Origin of the sequence: Cloacibacillus sp. (genome assembly GCA_036655895.1) — a bacterium.
Taxonomy (GTDB): domain Bacteria; phylum Synergistota; class Synergistia; order Synergistales; family Synergistaceae; genus JAVVPF01.
In genome coordinates, this window is sequence record JAVVPF010000024.1 from 31,926 (window position 1) to 50,420 (window position 18,495).

General features: G+C 41.8%; 16 protein-coding genes. 3 read left to right on the plus strand and 13 right to left on the minus strand.

Annotated features, from left to right (window positions below):
• Positions 1-324 precede the first annotated feature (324 nt).
• From RRY12_08705 to rfbB, 3 genes are all read left to right on the plus strand, one after another.
• On the plus strand, positions 325-3,102 hold the full coding sequence (locus tag RRY12_08705) for a hypothetical protein (GenBank protein MEG2184743.1): 2,778 nt from the start codon (positions 325-327) through the stop codon (positions 3,100-3,102).
• A 99-nt stretch (positions 3,103-3,201) separates the two neighbouring features.
• The gene (locus tag RRY12_08710) at positions 3,202-5,694 is read left to right on the plus strand and encodes a hypothetical protein (protein ID MEG2184744.1); all 2,493 of its coding nucleotides are present in this window, start codon (positions 3,202-3,204) and stop codon (positions 5,692-5,694) included.
• A gap of 185 nt (positions 5,695-5,879) precedes the next feature.
• Positions 5,880-6,941: a dTDP-glucose 4,6-dehydratase gene (gene rfbB / locus RRY12_08715; protein MEG2184745.1), complete on the plus strand. Its 1,062-nt coding sequence runs from the start codon at positions 5,880-5,882 to the stop codon at positions 6,939-6,941.
• Positions 6,942-6,983: 42 nt separating this feature from the next.
• Here the strand turns inward: rfbB and rfbA are convergent, their stop codons facing one another.
• The 13 genes from rfbA to RRY12_08780 form a co-directional block, all read right to left on the minus strand.
• A complete protein-coding gene (gene rfbA, locus RRY12_08720; protein ID MEG2184746.1) occupies positions 6,984-7,862 on the minus strand; it encodes a glucose-1-phosphate thymidylyltransferase RfbA in 879 nt (292 codons plus the stop codon).
• Positions 7,863-7,875: 13 nt separating this feature from the next.
• Entirely contained in the window at positions 7,876-8,970 is a 1,095-nt protein-coding gene (locus RRY12_08725) for a DegT/DnrJ/EryC1/StrS family aminotransferase (protein ID MEG2184747.1), read from the minus strand.
• A 49-nt stretch (positions 8,971-9,019) separates the two neighbouring features.
• On the minus strand, positions 9,020-9,778 hold the full coding sequence (locus RRY12_08730) for an SDR family oxidoreductase (protein MEG2184748.1): 759 nt from the start codon (positions 9,776-9,778) through the stop codon (positions 9,020-9,022).
• A 25-nt stretch (positions 9,779-9,803) separates the two neighbouring features.
• Positions 9,804-10,565: an SDR family oxidoreductase gene (locus tag RRY12_08735; GenBank protein MEG2184749.1), complete on the minus strand. Its 762-nt coding sequence runs from the start codon at positions 10,563-10,565 to the stop codon at positions 9,804-9,806.
• Positions 10,566-10,588: 23 nt separating this feature from the next.
• Entirely contained in the window at positions 10,589-11,656 is a 1,068-nt protein-coding gene (locus tag RRY12_08740; protein MEG2184750.1) for a 3-oxoacyl-[acyl-carrier-protein] synthase III C-terminal domain-containing protein, read from the minus strand.
• Positions 11,656-11,886 (minus strand): acyl carrier protein, encoded by a 231-nt coding sequence (locus RRY12_08745; GenBank protein MEG2184751.1) that lies wholly within the window; start codon positions 11,884-11,886, stop codon positions 11,656-11,658. Before RRY12_08745 ends, RRY12_08740 begins: the two co-directional genes overlap by 1 nt.
• The gene (locus RRY12_08750) at positions 11,874-12,653 is read right to left on the minus strand and encodes a GNAT family N-acetyltransferase (protein MEG2184752.1); all 780 of its coding nucleotides are present in this window, start codon (positions 12,651-12,653) and stop codon (positions 11,874-11,876) included. Before RRY12_08750 ends, RRY12_08745 begins: the two co-directional genes overlap by 13 nt.
• A 1-nt stretch (position 12,654) precedes the next feature.
• Entirely contained in the window at positions 12,655-14,184 is a 1,530-nt protein-coding gene (locus RRY12_08755) for an amino acid adenylation domain-containing protein (GenBank protein ID MEG2184753.1), read from the minus strand.
• Positions 14,185-14,212: 28 nt separating this feature from the next.
• Positions 14,213-14,431: a hypothetical protein gene (locus RRY12_08760; GenBank protein MEG2184754.1), complete on the minus strand. Its 219-nt coding sequence runs from the start codon at positions 14,429-14,431 to the stop codon at positions 14,213-14,215.
• A 30-nt stretch (positions 14,432-14,461) separates the two neighbouring features.
• On the minus strand, positions 14,462-15,094 hold the full coding sequence (locus RRY12_08765) for a NeuD/PglB/VioB family sugar acetyltransferase (protein ID MEG2184755.1): 633 nt from the start codon (positions 15,092-15,094) through the stop codon (positions 14,462-14,464).
• Positions 15,095-15,216: 122 nt separating this feature from the next.
• Positions 15,217-16,656, minus strand: coding sequence for a lipopolysaccharide biosynthesis protein (locus tag RRY12_08770; protein MEG2184756.1), 1,440 nt, complete (start codon positions 16,654-16,656; stop codon positions 15,217-15,219).
• On the minus strand, positions 16,647-17,612 hold the full coding sequence (locus tag RRY12_08775; protein ID MEG2184757.1) for a glycosyltransferase: 966 nt from the start codon (positions 17,610-17,612) through the stop codon (positions 16,647-16,649). The genes RRY12_08770 and RRY12_08775 overlap by 10 nt, the downstream gene beginning before the upstream one ends.
• A gap of 148 nt (positions 17,613-17,760) precedes the next feature.
• On the minus strand, positions 17,761-18,495 hold a 735-nt coding region (locus RRY12_08780), incomplete at its 5' end, for an IS3 family transposase (protein ID MEG2184758.1).

Below are 18,495 nucleotides of genomic sequence, written 5' to 3' on the forward strand. Positions count from 1 at the left end.
GACCTTCGAAAGCGGCATCAAGAAAACCGTTGAGTGGTACCTGGACAACGGCCAATGGGTGCGGGATATTTTGAGCGGAGATTATAAATGCCAGCGACTTGGACTGGGGGAATAGTGAGCTATCTCCGCAGGTTCGATCAATAACGAATAACTACCTCTGGTCAAATGTTATCATATATTGCAAGGCTCAAAAAATATAATTTGTACTGTTGCTAATTCAAGTGTATACTAGCCCCTAGAAATGACAATTGTCCCAATTCGCAAATAAAAGATATTATAAGGCACAACCATTACAATGTCTCAGTGAAAGGGGTTATTTGTATTATGAGCGACAACACAACAGAAATCATTATTGATTTAGAAAAAGACAACCTTCCTGACAACGTCAGTATCAACGAAATGGTACAAATAGAAGCGCGTAATCGTCTTGATTCAATACTCAAAAAGTACACGACTTGGATTGATGCTCAAGAGACCAAAAATAAAATGTTCGGAGTGCGTAACGTCATTTTTATCAACGGGGCACGTGGATCAGGAAAATCGACTTTTTTGAAGACGATGCTTCGCGAGTTATGTCATAGCGAGACTCCTTCTTTATCTCTTAAGAATCACCGCTTTGCAGAATTAGGCTATATCGACCCGACCCTTGCAGAAACTGGAGAACATATTATGCTCTCAATTCTGGTCAAAATGGAAGAGTTGGTGCGCAACAATACAAAGTACCCTGCCTGTGGATATGATGACAATATTCGTAAATATGAGGATTGGCGCCAGTGTCTCAAGTCCCTGACCAGGGGGCTGTCGTTGCTCTCTCCCTCTGGATTGCAACCAGCCAAAGATCCATACGGACATCTGGATGAATATATCGAGTTCAATGAAAGACTAAGTAATGTTCAAGGCAGTCTTGAACTAAAAGATTATCTGGCAGATTTAGTCAAGAGGACACTGGAAATTATAAAAAAAGACACTTTGGTTTTGGCTTTTGATGATGTCGACATTAATTTTAGCAGAGGCTGGGACGTACTTGAATTGATTCGAAGATACATGGATATTCCCAACTTATTGATCCTCATTACAGGAGACTTACAACTATATATCCAATTGATTCGCAACAAACAGTTTGATAATTTCGGAGAATCTCTGCTTAGAAACGATGAAGAAAGAAAAGACGAGCGTATGAGGCTGGTGGATCATTTAGAACAGCAATATCTTATGAAGTTGTTTCCAATTCCACAGCGCATTACTTTAAAATCAATGTACGAATTATCAAAAAACTACCCGATTAAGATCACATCTCGCGCCGACAATAATCCACTTGACGTACGCAAGTATGTAGCTGATATGCTGATCAAAGGATTCTCATTAAGGGCGTCAGATACTGGAGATGGAGGTATGACAAAGGATGTCGCTCAATATGTTGATGCATTATTAAAAGTGCCAACAAGGACATTGCTCCAGATTATTACTGATTATGCACATTATAGTACAGCTAAAAACACTTCTACGAACGATAACAATCTCCCGAATGCCCTGGCAGCCTCACTCAGAAAAGCCATGACGAGCAGTCTATATAAGAATACAATCGATATTAACGCACTGGAAGACAATAATTTTTCAGTACTTATAGAGGCTGTCTTTGACTTCACATTAAGAGACGGAGATTTGGATACTGGGTTTTATCTGCGCCCCCTGTCGTCCGATGACACATTAAAAGACATTTCCTTAGTGTTGTCAGCTGAAATAGCTTCGAACTGTTATCATGATCCCGCAAAAGTGTTCCGGTATATGCTCCAAGGGCTAGGTTCTGTCTCTCTTTATAACGCTGCATCTGGGACCCACAGTGGAGATGCCGCACGAGATTCTTTCAAAAACACGTTCAAGGAATATTTTGCCATCGGCCGTAATGAAACCTCAAGACATTGGGCGCTGAGGGCTCCAAGTGTACTGTTGGAAAATTCACTCAAAACCAATTCGGCCCTTGGTGTGGGCATTGGGACGATGCGTGTTAACCAGAAAAAATCAAAGAGATGTCCTGACGGCAAAGATACGTGGAATTCATTGTTAAAAAAGATTGAAAGTAAATGTGAAAGGGAAACTAAAAACCAGGCTCTCCAAAATTCCGTCTGCACGGCTGCGGAACTTGCATATTATTCTCTAAAAAGCATGGAAAGTTTTATGTTCTCTTCTTCTAATGCCCAGATCATTTCGGTGTTTAATATGTTTTCCGTGATTGAGCGATTGCTGGATATATTAGCTAATAACCCGAAAGATTGGGATGAGGATATTAAAAAAATCTCTCACACCATAATGTCCGGCAATACCGTAAGCGTGCCATTGTGGGTCAATGCACAAGGCGTAGAAGATGGTGAAGTGGAAACCGGAGACACATCGAATGAGAACGAGAACGACGTCTCAATGAGTTCTGTTGAGATTTTGATTAAGCAATGGCTGAAGAAAATAGAGGCAAACAAATTAAACGACCGTGTTGAACCGTCAGCCCTTTTGATTGGCAAGATATGGACGCGAATGTATTACACGCAGAGCGCTATTCGGGAAGAATCTCGGAGTTTAAACCCCTTTGATTATATTCGGATGAACATAATAGCCATTTTAAATGCAATTTTATGTGAGGAAAGTTCCTTTCATAAATCTTCTGTTAACCATTCGATACCCAACAGAATACAAAAGAATCCAGTTACACAACCGAATGAATTTGATATAAATCTCACAAATATATTAGGTGACAATTTCGAAACAATTAATACAGATGCTTCTTATAATGCTTTTCCTCTATTCACCATGGTTGTGACATGCCCTTTGATCTGGCCCTTTATAGACAATCTTAATGTACCATCCACTGATCCAAAGAATAAAAAAAATGCTCCAAGCAAAAACTTTCCCACTAATTTGAAAAAATTTATAATAAAATGGACAGAAGAAAAAAGTACAATCGATGCAGTCTTGAATATTAATAACGCTACACCCCAAACATATGAGCTGTTGCAGGGTATGAAAAAGATTTGGGTATCTGGCGAGACAGCTACGAAGCCCACTGTAGAGTCCGCTGCCCAATCCGACCAAAAATCAGGCGAAGGCAAATAACAATCTTAGAACGCCTATTTTTCAAAGATTTTGTATAGTTGGTAAATAAACTAAAAACTTATGTTTATGTAGAAACTGCTAGAGGGGGGAGCATTTAACATGTTGGAACGATACCGAATAGAACCCTTCTTACTGGCCAATACAATGCTTTTGCAGCATCTTGAAAGGACCGCCCCGCAATGTGGAAATATTGCCATGGATTCACAAACTATGCGGGTGCTTGTTTTTCATGCGTTTGCTTCCGGGCAATATAATACCCCAGACCATATCTTCAACAATTTATGGGAGGACTTCTGTAACAGACAATGTGAAAATGGCAGTTGGGTCTTGACTGCGTTAGACGGTTTGACTACACAATTTTTAGAAAGACACGGCAGCAAAATCATAGTAAAAAATGGGCGCTTTGCTGATTGGCAAAAAATACTCACTACCATTTCCTATCTTCCGGTGAAGGGTGCCTTCTTAGCGCGGGATAAAGAATACGCACAAATAGCATGTGAATCTTTAACAGAAACGCCTGTTTTGCCTTCCGTATATGACCCCGTTGTTGAGGATTATATTGCGGATAGCGGCTTGTATGATACTCATCTTCATCTGAATGGTTCTTCGCCGGCTGAATATTCATGGCTTAAGGTATTAAATTCGCCGCTTGCTGCAATCAAGAACCTTTGTGCAGGAGTATTTAACAACACCTCACAGAGAAAGGAATTAATTACTACCATTGATGCAAACTTGACGCCAGCATTGTTTCTTCAGCGCCTTCGTATAGCGCAGCAGTTGCGCAATGAAATATGGTCATTTTTATTTTTACATAATCAGGGTATCAATACTAATGTATCTAGAGATATCTATCAGATTGCCCCCGTACAGTGGATGTATTCGAACTGCGACCTGATGCGCGGCTGCGTTTCACCGTTTCATAATTATTCTTGCTTTGGTGTTTCGCGTCCGAAGATGGGCGAATACTATCGACTCGAATTATCCTGGCAAACAAAGCTTTTATCATATCTTCACTGTACTCCTTCTCCTATTTTAGAACACTATTTCTTGCTATACTTATTAATTAAACATCAATTTATGGCTTTTTTGGTGCAAAGAGAGAATTATGTAGGGTTCGATGAATTTCAAAAAGTAACGAGTTCTCAGATTCTAGACTATTGTGACGACAACTATTTAGAGCGTTTCTGTTATCTCCATAGTAACGATATGAACACAAGAAGTTGTTTGCGGCATATAGAAGGGCGTTTTTCGCCTGCGGCGACCGAGTCGGAAAACATCATGAAGTTACATCAAATCTTTAGCGACTACTGGCGTTATCTAAATCTTGGGAATGTGACACATGGGAACGTTCTAGGGACGGAAAATCACAGCGGTTTACAAGATATAGTGGACAAGATTCAAGCAAGACAGAAATGTACGCACACAGATGGCAAGTACACTCTATCTTTAGTTGCTCATTTTATAAAAAAGAAATCTAATTATAAGAGCTGTAATTATTACTTCGAAGACCAAAGAACATCAATTAAAAATAAAGCGCTAAGCTTAACATCACTCTTAGAAAAGTTGCCAGATCTGAAAAAATGGATATGTGGGATAGATGCGGCGGCTAATGAACTTGATGCACCACCTGAAATCTTTGCACCGTCTTTTAGATATCTCCGGCGTTGTGGAATTTCTCATGTTACCTATCATGCAGGAGAAGATTACCTGCATCTTATAAGTGGAATCAGGGCGGTTGACGATGTATTGGAATTACTAGAGTACCGCCCTTATGATCGCATTGGGCATGGCGTGTCGTTGGGAATAGCACCTCAACTGTGGTTGGATTCAATGCCATCGGAAATTCGAATGCGCCGCGGAGAGTGGTTGCTAAACTTGCTTTCGCTTTCTTCTCATTCAAAAGCACTCGGAAAGTACTGTATAGCGGAGAGGGCTGCAAGTGAAGCCGTAGAGCTTGGGTGTAAGATTTTTGATTCATCTCTTTCCTTTGAGGAGCTTAACATGATAATGAACCTCCGAGGATTGGAGCCAAAATACGTTTTCGATGCTCTGGATAAACCGGCGTGGAATTGGCACAGTGCTGAGTTAAATGATTTTTGGAGATTAGAAGCGAAACTGGTTGCTGAAAGTTTTGAGAAGTACGGCACCACATATATGAAACGGTTGGCAGATTACTGGAGGAACGTCACCGTCCGCGAAAGAATAAACAAGCTTATTTCTGTCCCTAAAGATTATTGCAATGCAGATGAACTTATTGCCTATCAGCAATCAATACTTAAAAAAATTCAAGATAAGAGAGTGCTAATAGAAATTCCAATTACTAGTAATTTGCGCATCAGTCAATATACACATATAAAACAACACCATATCTTTAGATGGATGAAAATTGGGGCGGCTACAGTTCCTGGAGATCCCAAGGTTATGCTCACACTAGGCAGTGACGACCCTGGGATATTCGCAACAGACATGAAATGTGAGTTTTATCACTTGTACGAGGTGCTTCGCGACGAGTTTAAATTATCGGCATCAGAAGCAATGCAGAAGCTTAAAGAGATTAACGAATGTAGCCGTATTTACAGTTTTAGAAACTGATTGAATTATGAATGAGTAGCGTGGGGGTAAGGGGGTAGGACACAAACCGTAGAAAAAAGCGACGAGTACGAAAACTTTATCACAGACCTTGCGCACGCATTAGCCAAACCATAGCGGTAGCCGCTGCTCCATGTTATAATCGTCCCAAACAGCGACATTATCTTACTTCAGGCTGGTGTATATACATGACAAAACAGAAACGTTATCTCCTGACCGGAGCGGCCGGGTTTATTGGCAGCAACCTGGCGCACCACCTCACCTTACAAGGGGACAAGGTCGTCGTTTATGACAAACTGACTTACGCCGGCAATAAAGCCTCCCTTGCAGGCATCCCGGACGAATTGTTATGCCTTGTCGAAGGCGACATCTGCGACACAGCGCTCGTCTGCGAGACGCTCGCCAAACACAATCTAGACGCGGTCTTTCATCTTGCAGCGGAAAGCCACGTAGACCGTTCCATCGACGGACCTGCCGCCTTTATCGAGACGAACATCAACGGTACCTTCTCCATGCTCGCAGCCGCGCGCCAGTATTATGAGACACTCGACGAAGAAAGCAAAAAAGATTTTCGTTTCCTGCACATCTCAACGGACGAAGTCTATGGCAGCCTCGGCGCAAGCGGCCTCTTCACCGAAGAGACCCCATACGCGCCAAACTCCCCCTACTCCGCCTCAAAAGCATCGTCCGATCACCTCGTCCGCGCGTGGTTCCACACCTACGGCTTTCCCGTGCTCACCACCAACTGCTCCAACAACTACGGGCCGCGCCAATTCCCGGAAAAACTCATTCCGCTCGTCATCCACAACGCGCTCGCCGGCAAGCCGCTGCCCATCTACGGCGACGGTAAAAACGTCCGCGACTGGCTCTACGTGGAAGACCACTGCCGCGCGCTCTGCACCGTAATGGCAAACGGAAAGTGCGGCGAGACCTACAACGTCGGCGGCAACCACGAAATGCAGAACATCCAGATAGTAAAGGCTATATGCGCCGTGCTGAACGAGATGCGCCCAAAGCAGGACGGCACAAAATACGAAACCCAGATCACCTTCGTCAAAGACCGCCCCGGCCACGACCGCAGATACGCGATAGACGCCGCAAAAATACGCCGCGAACTGGGCTGGCAACCGCAAGAGACCTTCGAAAGCGGCATCAAGAAAACCGTTGAGTGGTACCTGGACAACGGCCAATGGGTGCGGGATATTTTGAGCGGTCAATACAAAGGTGAGAGGCTTGGGCTTGTGAAATAGCGGCCTAGTCTCTTTCCACGCTATCTTTAGATAGCCTCTTGTTTACTTACTATCATTAGAGACAACAAGAGATAGAAGATACTGTCCATAGTCCGTCATTTTCAAATTCTCTCCGATCATGCGCAGTTGATTGCTGTCAATGAATCCGCGTCTCCATGCAATCTCTTCTATACAGGATACATAAAATCCCTGACGTGACTGCACCGCCTCTACAAACTCCGCCGCTTTCAGCATTCCTTCCGGTGTTCCAGTATCAAGCCACGCCATGCCGCGTCCTAAAAGTTCAACATGCAATTCTCCAAGCGCAAGATATGCGTTATTGACAGAGGTGATTTCTATTTCGCCGCGTGCAGACGGCACTACATGCCTCGCAATATCAATCACTCTATTATCATAGAAATAAAGGCCGGGGACAGCATAATTGGACTTGGGATTTTCCGGCTTCTCCTCTATAGATATAACCTTGCCACCCTCAGAGAATTCAACCACACCAAAGGAACGCCCATCTTTTACGGGGTAACCAAAAACCGTCGCGCCCGTATTTCTCGCCACTGCTTTATTGAGAATCTTTGTAAGATCCTGTCCAAAAAAGACATTATCGCCCAAAATAAGGCACACGCTATCCTCACCAATAAAGTCCGCACCAAGGATGAATGCATCTGCCAACCCCCGCGGAGTCTCCTGCACTTTATAAGTAAAATGCACTCCGATATCCATCCCGTCGCCAAGCAACCTCTCATAACTGTCTATATCTTCCGGTGTTGAGATAATGAGAATCTCTTTTATCCCAGCCAACATCAGCACAGAAAGCGGATAATAAATGAGCGGTTTGTCATAAATCGGAAGCAGCTGCTTAGAAACAGCACGCGTGATAGGGTAAAGCCGTGTACCTTTTCCTCCAGCAAGAATAATGCCCTTCATAGCATATACCACCCTATTTCAAAATAATATCGCAAATCCTGTCAACATCATCCAACGCTAAATCAGCATATAACGGCAACGTCAACACGCATTCCGAAATATGTTTGGCTACTGGGGTTGGTGAAATGTGGAACATTCCTTTATAACATTCAAATGAGCTGGTTATAGGATAAAAATATTTACGCGGAAAAATATTCTCCGCTCGCAGTTTTTCATCTATTTCGTCGCGCGTATATTTATAATTATCAAAGACTACCGGCATATAAGCATAGTTATGCCTGACGTTGTTTTTTATTGGCGTCAGTTTAACGCCATCCACACTGGAAAGCCGCTCCAAATATCTTTCTACAACAATCTTCCGTTTAGCTATTTCTTCGTCTACATGCCGCAGATTACATAGCCCCATTGCAGCCTGAAACTCGTTCATTTTTGCGTTGCCGCCGACAAACTCCACCGTCTCTGGCCCTGTTATCCCAAAGTTCTTTTGGTTGTCAAGTCTTCTTTTCAACGCCGAATCACGGAAAACAACGGCGCCTCCCTCTATAGTGTTAAAGACCTTCGTAGCGTGGAAACTAAACATTGAGGCATCGCCAAAGTTAGCAACACCTATGCCATTCTCCACTACACCAAAGGCGTGAGCCGCATCATAAATAACCTTCAGGTTATATTTAGCAGCTATTCGTTCAATCTCTGCAACATCGCATAGATTGCCATAAACATGAACAGGGAGGATAGCACTTGTCTTTGCTGTTATGAGAGATTCAATTTTTGTAACATCCATAGTGTAATCAGTGGAATTTGTATCACAGAAAACAGGCCGCAGGCCGTTGCGCACTATTGCATGCGTGGTTGATGCAAAAGTATATGGGGTAGTAATGACTTCCCCAGACAGGTCGTAAGCAGCTATGATATTCTCAAGCGCTAGGTGTCCGTTAGTAAACAGTGCAACATTGTCAGCTCCAAGATATGAAAGGAGCCCCGCTTCAAACTGTTGATGCTTTTCGCCCATGTTTGTAAGCCAATGAGATTCCCACAAAGACACCATTTCGTTTGCAAATTCTTCAAAGGGCGGCATTGAAGAACGAGTAACTAAGACATTTTTTTTCATTCAAACGAACCTCTACTATGAAATTAGTAAAACTATGTATATCACCAACTTACCCTGTAATATTGATGGTTCGTCCTCCATCAATCGTAATAGTTTGCCCCGTTATCCAGCTTCCATCATCTGACAACAAAAACTTTACAGCAGCTGCAATATTCTCCGGTTTACCCATGCCAAGTGGATAAGTTGCTTCCATTCGCTCCATTAGCGCTGTATCTTTACATATGTCTTCTGTCATTTCTGTTCTCATTCCACCAGGGAGGAGTGAATTCACCCTGACCCTGGGGGCCAGTTCAACCGCAAGACAACGCATAAACGAGTCCAACGCTCCCTTGGACGCCGCATAGACAGAAAATGCTTTTCCACCTCTATCACTGATATTACTGGAAATAAAAACTATGTTTTTAAGTTCTGTACCGTTCATTTTTTTTTGGACAAGAACCTTTGATATTATAGCAGCCGAAAGAAAATTTGTGTTGAATGTATCCCTCAATTTATCAAGAGACAGAGCTCTCAAAGGGAGCATCTCTACCATGCCGGCAGAATAGACCAGTCCAGATATTTTAATTTTGAGGTGTGTAAGGAGAACAACTAACGAATTCTCTACCATCTCAATGACCCCAAAATCACATGGCCATAAAAAAATTGTTGCAGTGTTGGAACAAAGTGATTTTGTCTTCTCTAGTTTTTCCATATTGCGTCCGTGAAGTATCAAGTTATATGCATCTGACAACGCAACAGCGGTGGCTCTGCCAACGCCAGAAGACGCTCCTGTAATCAGTATAAATGGACGTTGGTTAGTATTATCCATGAAATCCACCCTCGTATAAATTCAATTATTGAGCGGTAAATCCACCATCTACATGCATAATGGTTCCAGTAACCCATCTCGATGCTTCGGAAAGAAGGTACGCTATTGCATAAGCAACGTCGCTGGGCTGCCCCAGCCCTAAAGGATGCAGCCCTGTTATCACATCTTCATGCTCATTATCAAAATACCCGGAAACAGCTTTATCCATTGGCGTTTTAATAAACCCAGGAGCAATACAGTTTACACGTATCTTTCGTCCTGCAAATTCCATTGCTAGCGCTCTGGTCAATCCTTCTATTGCAGCTTTACTCATCGCATATCCTGCGTTGCAGGGACAGCCTACACTTGCGTAAACCGAAGAGATAAATACTACAGAACCGCTCTCACCAGCATATACTTTCCTGCTGCTGAAAGCTTTGGCAATTTCGGCAGCAGCATATGTGTTGACCGCAAACACTCGATGAAGCTTATCCATATCTACAGCTTTAAGCGGGCTAATATATGGGACACCAGCTGCATGCACTACACCATGGAGCTTGCCAAATTCTTTTACAGCTGTCTCCACTACGGAAGAGATAGAATGTACCTCCATTAAATCTATTGGTAACATTTTGACAGCAGAAGGACACCGGCCTAATGTTTTTACAAGGCCATCTTCATTCCTGTCTGCTAGTATTAACTCAGCCCCTAAAGCAGATAAAATCTCCGCCGAAGAACGACCTATCCCCGATGCCGCCCCGGTAACAAGATAGCGTTTGCCCTTCAGGGCAAATGGATTATCCATCATTGACAGCCTTCCCCTACACCAGCTTAGGCATACTCAAAAGTTTCACAGAACTTCATCGGCCCAACATTCATTAAAACGGATGTCCATGTCAACCCCACACCAAATCCTGCAAAACAGATCTTAAGGGTTCGTTCACAAATTTCATCTGACAAGTTCAACCCAATGGCTGCCGGAATTGTTGTCCCGCTACTATTGCCATAAACTTCTACTACATTACTAGGCATTTTATCACGAGAGACGTTCATCGCGTCTGCAAGTTTTTCAAGCATAAAACGATTTGGCTGGTGAAAGAGGTAATAATCTACGTCGCTATGAGTACAATCAGCTTCACCAAGCAGTGCCTCTATCAACCCAGGAACTTCTTCCATGACAAAGTTAAAAACAGCCGATCCATCCATTACCAAGTTATCTTTCGATCTGAAGTTATTATCCCCAGTATCTTCCATTATCCCCGTCTCAGGTGTAGAGGGCAACCGAAAACCTCCCGCTGGTATTTGAAGTGCGTTGCAACGGCTGCCATCCATCTTAAAATTGGCAAAAATAGCATGGTTTTCAGTCGTTTTCTCAATAATGGTGATTGACGCAGCATCTCCCACAAGAGGATAACTATTACGATCCTTTTGAGATACCTTACGACTCAAGACATCTGCCGTCACTAAGGCAACCTTATTTATCGCTGGCTGAGAAAGGAGAGAAAAAGCTTCTATAAGACCAACAACAAACCCACAACAGCCTTGGGTAATATCAAGGCATAGCATATCCTGCTTAAAACCTAATTTACCATGAATGACAGCGCTCGTCTGAGGGAGAAAATGATCCGGACTAGCTGTCATCAGTATCATCGCATCTAGCTCTTCTTTTGTTATGAAATCCTTTTGAAAGAGATATTCAAAACCAGCAGCTACCAAATCAGAGACGCAGGTTCCGTCTTTTACAACTCTATGTTTATCATACCCCATAACGGCCTTGAGTTTCAGCGATCTGGCTTCGCTGAAATTAAAAGTTTTCATATCTTCTAAAAAGGTACGCTCATTCTCTGGAACAATCAACAATTGACCGGTGATAGCGCAGCCTTTAAATTGCAGGTTCATTAAACCTGGACCTCGTATTTTTTGAGCAACGTGACAATCGCCTCGGTGTTGCAAAAATTTTCCGGCAATATATCTGTTCCCTTGATTGAGATTCCAAAAGTTTTATCTAAGGTTGCCACAAGCGTCACCAAATCAAAAGAATCCAGCATACCTTCTTCAAAAAAATCCTCTATATTGTCAAATTCAAACTCGGGTCGTATTTCTTTAAGGATGATTTCTATTTTTTCCATACCTTTCGCTCCCTTATATAAACTAAATCGAAAGTACCATCTGGTCGATAGCCGTAATGATTATATCTCTTTATCGCGTTTTCGTTAGTAGCTTTGACCCAAAGAAGATGTCTTTGGCTGCTAGCACATTGTGACAAATAACTTCTCAATAACTTTGCGCCGACCTTTTTGTCTCTATATGCAGGTGCTACGCACCAATATCGAATCACAGACGTTCGACCTACTGTTTCATACCACAGAAATCCAGCAAGAGAACCCATCTCCAAGGCGCCAAGTATTTCGTTGCGTTTTACGGCACCCTCAATATCAGGTCTTTGTGGTATCTGATCTACAAAAACATCAAACTCATCCTTCAGCAAATGTTCTATGTCATTAATTTGTTTATTGCTTATATAAGCTGCTTGTTGTGGATAAAGTTCAGCAACTTCAACATTACGCATAGCCAACCTAGAAAGCATCGAATATTTTCTAAAGTCAGTGGCCTGAAATATATCGCTTTCAGAAGAACGAGAAACAACGTCCGCAACCAATGGAGATTTGAGATTAATTTTAAGTTCTCTTAGATTCGCCCGTACTGTGCCCTTATCTCCAGCGTAAAACAACCTGTAGTAATTATTTTGCTCTATGATCCACAAAGCACACCTGTCGCTTACAAAACCGGACACATGATTGGCTTGGTTTAGCTGATCCAAGTTATAGATATTGGTCACATACTCCACGGAAACTTCTTTTAGCCTATCAATTTCCGTAATAATATTATATTGCATGCTAGTTTTCATTCACCATTTTGCTTAATTTCAGGCGGTCAATCTTTCCATTCGTATTTCTTGGTAATTCTTGCATCGAAATAAATACGGCAGGAATCATATACTTAGGAAAGGCTTCGCCAATTTTCTTTCTCATTTGCGCAACATCCTTCTCCTCTTTGGACTCATAGATCAGCGTGATCGCTTTTTTCGAAAAATTATATACAACGCAGGCGTTATCTACAATCTTAAGCGTGTTTACTACAACGTGCTCTATCTCACCAAGTTCAATTCTGTATCCCATGTGCTTAATAAGGCTGTCTCGGCGTCCTTTGAAGATTATCTCGCCGAGATTATTTTTGTAAACGATGTCGCCGGTTCTGTAAATCGTCTCCGGATAGGCTGAATTAAGCGGATTCTGCGTAAATGCCGCGGCAGTCCTCTCTGGATTATTGTAATACCCCATCGCAAGCGAGGTTCCTCTTACACATAGCTCCCCATCTTCGCCACTGGCTGCCATTTCATTCTGTTCGTTTAAAATTAATATATCTGTATTCCGACATGGAAAGCCTATCGGAATGGGTTCATCATCTTTAAGTTCACGATCCACTACATAATAAGTACAGTCCAGCGTTATTTCTATAGGACCATATAAATTAGCAAAGGTAACACAGGGAAGTGCATGACGCCAGTAATTAAACTGTTTAGTTGGAAAAACTTCTCCGGCAAACCACGCTAGTTTAAGGCTACTTAGATGAACGGCCGCGAGTAGATCCATATTAGCAATATTGACCATAATAGTTGGGACCCAAAAACAGAATGTGACCTTATGCGTTTCCATGAAATCTAAAATTTTTATGGGAAACACCGCATACCCATCAGGTATTATTGCCATAGTAGCCCCCTTAGAGGCCATAAGGCATAGCTCGTAACTGTAAATATCAAAGACGTTTGGAGAAAGAGAACCTATTACTTCGTTCTCACTGAAATTAAAAACACTCTGAGCCCATTCAGTGAAGTCTATAAAACTTTTGTGATTTAGAACTACTCCTTTGGGTGTGCCAGTAGAGCCCGAAGTATTGATAATGCAATACGGATCGGTATCTATGATCTTTTCAAGCCTTTCAAAAATATGCTCTTCATGTGCAGGCTCGAATTTTTTCAATTCGTCAAGATTCACGAGCAATGCAGTAGAATCGTATTCTCTGAATTTTTCGATGCCCGCAGTATCCGTTATAATCAGCGCTGGCTTAGTGGTTTGCAGAATATTCTGCAAGCGCACTGATGGTATCTTTGGATCTATATTCATATAGATATTACCGCTGTAGGTAGCAGCAATATCAGCAACTACACTTTTTATACTTTTAGAGATAAAGACAGCAATAGGTCGATTGTAGGCACCGCCAGTTAGGGCCACAATCTCCTCGGCGAGCGCTTTAGCCCTGGCGGAAAGTGTGGCAAAAGTAATGCGGCCATCCCCTTCGATAATTGCCGTACGATTTGGGGCACGAGATGCCGTCTTTTCCAGATACTCTACAAGATTGATTTGCATTGATGTATCTCCTCGCTGAAGAATATATCTATAGCACTAACTGATATAAATCAGATACCGTTTTAGCTTCTTTTACCAAATTTCCATCTACTCTCTTTTTAAATTCATCTGCGGCAAAGACAAGAAAAGTAATCCGGGCTAACGAATCCCACGCCTCAAGTGCGTCTAATTCTGTCGCAAAAGTTATTGTGCCCTCTTCTTCCTCTACTATATCACTAATTTTTTCCAAGAATTTTTTTTCATCCATAACCCTCATTGCCTCCTAAAAAATATTAATTTAATTTATCTTAACCGCAGGATAACCAAAAACAGACCACCCGTCCGACACATTCGTAAAGACCCTACTTCCAGCACCCACCCTTACGTCATTCCCAATTCGCTTCTTTTCAATAACAAATGCTTGATCTCCAAAAAAACACCTTTTCCCAATCACGACATTGCCCGAAATATTAGTAGAAGATAAAAAGGTGGAGTAATCTCCTATCACTGTATCATGCCCAACTGCAAATTTTGTGTTAAGCAAAACCCCTCTGCCGATAGTGGTATTCGGGCCAACTGTCACATAATGGCTTATAATACATCCTGCTCCTATTTTAGCATCAGAAGCAATTATGGCAGAGGGTGCAATTATAGTTGGAAAAAAGACATGGTTATAACCAGCCAATTTATTAAATAATTTCTCTTTGCCATAAGGATCCGCCACAGCAATTACAATATATAATGGCTTATCTTTCTTCGCAATAGTTTCATCAAAATTTAAAGTTGGTAGCTTTCGATGAGATATCAACGTGCCGACAGGAATAGTGTCATCAAAATATCCAATATGATTCCACCCATCCAACATTTCAACAGTCATAGCAAGTTCACGTCCAAGTCCATGCGTACCATAAATTACCAAATCTTTATTCATATTACGTTAAACCTCTCCATTTTGTATGGTGTATCACTAAAATATCCTACAAAAAAACAACGTGGCCTATATAAGGCTATAAGTTGTAAAAAACAGTCTCTACAATTTCATTAAATTGAGGCTTATATTTCTTGTTTTCTAATCAAGGATAGCACCATACACAAAAAATAGTCAAAACTCTCAATTTTAAACAATTTTGAAGCAGCCGTGTAAATAATTACACCCACTAATATCTGAGACATCAGCATGATATATATATTATAATCTATGTAGTTTAATAAGTATACCACGCCTCCCATAAAGGCCGCAATAATTATGGGAGGAAAAAGATCCATTACCTGTTCAAGATACCCATACTTCAGCAAGATTTTATTTGGATAGCTGTTTATAAAGGAACTTATTATACCGCTTATGACTGCGCTCCAGGCAATGGCCATAACAGAACCCCAACATATTATCGCAAACATAAGGACAGAAATCCCCATTATTTTTTTAATAATTTCAAGCTTAAGAAATATATCACTTCTTCCCAGCGCGTTTATAGCTTGAAGGTTTGCCGTATGAATGGGGTATAAAATGAACGATAAGCAACATATCCGTATGAATGGAACGCACGGAAGCCATTTGTCGGTAAGCACAATCTTAACCACTGGTTCCGCCGTAGCAATAAGCCCCATCATGAGCGGAGCAATAATAAATGAACTCATGGTGATAGCACGTCGCATCATTTCCTTGACGCGCCGCGGATTGTCCTGCTCACGAGATAAGGCCGGTAACATCACAGCTTGAATCGAACCATCTATATTGCCAACTATAACCTGAGGGAATATTTGCCCTCTATTAAAAAACCCAAGGGTAGACGGGGCGAACATTTTACCAATGACGAGATTCTGCATTTCTCGGTACCCAGTATCCAGCAAAGCAGATATAAGCAGCTTCCATCCGAACGCAAGTAGAATTCTTACTCGCACCAACGAGAATAAGAGTTTAGGTCGCCATCTTACGGTAAACCACATTATTACACATAGAAAGAACTGGTTTGTTAACTGTTGCCAGACAAGAGCCCAAATGCCGAAACCGCGAAGGGCCATTGCTATTCCGATAGCCCCCGAACATAAAGCAGCCCCCAAACTGCTATAAAAGAGCTGCTTGAATTTGAATTCGCGAGACACTACCGCATTCTGTATAGAAGTCACTGCACCAAAGAAAAGAATTAGAGAAAGGAACCGTAAGACATGACATAACGCCGACATTTCATAAAAAGTCGCAATATATGGAGAAGTAAAATATAAGACTACGTATAATACTCCGGCCACAAATAGACTGATATAAAACACCGAGGAAAAATCAACATCAGAGGCATGCTTAGCCTGTATCAGTGCCGTGTTCAAGCCGCTTTGAACAAATACCTGTCCTAGATTAATAAATACAAGCACAAGCGCTATCATTCCAAAATCCGAAGGAACTAACAATCGTGCAAGCACTATTTGTACCGCTACCTGGATAATTTGGTTTCCGCTTCGCTCCATAAATTTCCAAAAAAGAGAAGATATTATCGACATAGTATTAAACGTTTGATTATTTTTAGAATATAGCATAAACGTGGAGCAACACGGCTTATCCTAACGGTCAAATTTACGCCTAATGGCATTTGCTTTAATGCTGCGTTTAATTCCTCGTTATTTAAAATTTCGCTATAAGAATCTTTTAGCATTAACCTTTGTATTTTATATGTATTTTTTATATGCTTAACCGCTCGTGCATATCTATTATTATAATACATGTCAAGACTCTCATACATTTTTATCATTTGATCACATAGTTCAATTTGACTCTTTTTACTTGATTGCGCCGTTCTCTCCGACCATGACCCCTTTGCCATTGTACGATAAGCTGACATCGCTGCGTTCAAATAATGAACAGTCCCCTTCGTTGCTAGGAAAGCTTGAGTTGGAGCATCTCCAACTGGAGCTACTTTAAAAAAATCCACATCCATCATAGAAGAATAAACAGCTGGGTAAAAGATAGAATTAGTAGCCATGAAACCGCCGCCACCAGCAATCACTGCTTCTGTAGAAACATCCACATCTTCACTATATGGTGCTATAAAGCCTATTGTTTTACCATTCTTAACCATTATAGCTCGATGAAAACAAAGTGAACATTCTGGATGCTGTTCCATATAGGAACATTGACGCTCTAGTTTTCTAGAATCTGTCCAATAATCATCACCCTCACATATTGCAATATACTTACCATTTACGAGAGGCAGGATATATTTTTGAATGAATGGTATTTTTTGTGAATATTGATTCTCGTCTTGCAAAATTGGAATAATGATACTAGGATATTTACGGCAATATGATTTTATGACTTCACGCGATCCATCAGTTGATGCATCATCATGAACGATAACTTCGTATGGGTATTCCGTTTCTTGCGCCATAATAGAATCAAGGCACTGTTCCAAATAATCCCCGTGGTTATACACTGTAACGATAACGGATATTAATGGCATCTTCAACCTCCATAAATAATTAAAACTGCTAAGGGAACTAATCTAACCTTCTACATATTTCTCGCATATTAGTATAGTCTTCATATTGCCAATCCGGTTGCGTCAAGATGGTTGTTGTTGAGGAATGCGGACAAAAACCTGGACAAAATTAAGCTGCATATTGATGCAGCCTTCTGTAGTCTACAGGGCTATGATATCCCAGCGACTTCTTAATGCGTTTATTATTATACCATTTTATGTATGTATCAATGTAGCTGATCAACATCACTGTCGTATAGCCTGCGAAGTTTCTGCCGTAAAAGCACTCGTTCTTCAATCTGCCAAAGAAGCCTTCACAGGCAGCGTTGTCAGGCGAACAACCTTTCTTTGACATCGAACGTTGCAGGCCCATTGTCTGCGTTCGGGCTATCCACCCTGGCCATCTGTAGTGACAGCCCCGGTCGCTGTGAAGTATCGGCCGGAAGGCCCCTGTCAAGCTCTTCGCTGCCAGCTCCAATGTCCCGTTCGCAAGTTTTGCATCAGGGCTGGCTCCCATGTTCCAAGAGGCCACGGCGCCATCGTAACAGTCAATGATCCCTGATAGATAGACTTTTCCGGCCGAAATCGAGAATTCCGTGATGTCCGTGAGGAGTTTTTTAGATGGTCTGTCTGCGTGAAAGTTCCTTTGTATTAAATTAGGCACTTCAGGGCTTAGTTCTCCTTTGTACGAGGAGTAATGGGCCTTATGGACTGCCATTACGCATAGCCCTGTTGACTTCATTAGGCGGCGGACTACTTTTTCGGAGATTATCGTGCCGATTGCCTTAAGTGTCGACGTAATGCGTCTATATCCGTAGGATTGATAACTGCTGTTTATGATATCAAGCTTCTGCTCCAAAGAAGC

Excerpts from the sequence above, each read along its gene's own strand:
- RRY12_08745 (MEG2184751.1), bottom strand. The coding sequence starts at position 11,886 with ATGGAAAAAATAGAAATCATCCTTAAAGAAATACGACCCGAGTTTGAA.
- RRY12_08730 (MEG2184748.1), bottom strand. The coding sequence starts at position 9,778 with ATGGATAATACTAACCAACGTCCATTTATACTGATTACAGGAGCGTCT.
- RRY12_08775 (MEG2184757.1), bottom strand. The coding sequence starts at position 17,612 with ATGCCATTAATATCCGTTATCGTTACAGTGTATAACCACGGGGATTAT.
- RRY12_08755 (MEG2184753.1), bottom strand. The coding sequence starts at position 14,184 with ATGCAAATCAATCTTGTAGAGTATCTGGAAAAGACGGCATCTCGTGCC.
- RRY12_08770 (MEG2184756.1), bottom strand. The coding sequence starts at position 16,656 with ATGTCGATAATATCTTCTCTTTTTTGGAAATTTATGGAGCGAAGCGGA.
- rfbA (MEG2184746.1), bottom strand. The coding sequence starts at position 7,862 with ATGAAGGGCATTATTCTTGCTGGAGGAAAAGGTACACGGCTTTACCCT.
- RRY12_08765 (MEG2184755.1), bottom strand. The coding sequence starts at position 15,094 with ATGAATAAAGATTTGGTAATTTATGGTACGCATGGACTTGGACGTGAA.
- RRY12_08705 (MEG2184743.1), top strand. The coding sequence starts at position 325 with ATGAGCGACAACACAACAGAAATCATTATTGATTTAGAAAAAGACAAC.
- RRY12_08760 (MEG2184754.1), bottom strand. The coding sequence starts at position 14,431 with ATGGATGAAAAAAAATTCTTGGAAAAAATTAGTGATATAGTAGAGGAA.
- RRY12_08735 (MEG2184749.1), bottom strand. The coding sequence starts at position 10,565 with ATGATGGATAATCCATTTGCCCTGAAGGGCAAACGCTATCTTGTTACC.
- RRY12_08740 (MEG2184750.1), bottom strand. The coding sequence starts at position 11,656 with ATGAACCTGCAATTTAAAGGCTGCGCTATCACCGGTCAATTGTTGATT.
- rfbB (MEG2184745.1), top strand. The coding sequence starts at position 5,880 with ATGACAAAACAGAAACGTTATCTCCTGACCGGAGCGGCCGGGTTTATT.
- RRY12_08750 (MEG2184752.1), bottom strand. The coding sequence starts at position 12,653 with ATGCAATATAATATTATTACGGAAATTGATAGGCTAAAAGAAGTTTCC.
- RRY12_08710 (MEG2184744.1), top strand. The coding sequence starts at position 3,202 with ATGTTGGAACGATACCGAATAGAACCCTTCTTACTGGCCAATACAATG.
- RRY12_08725 (MEG2184747.1), bottom strand. The coding sequence starts at position 8,970 with ATGAAAAAAAATGTCTTAGTTACTCGTTCTTCAATGCCGCCCTTTGAA.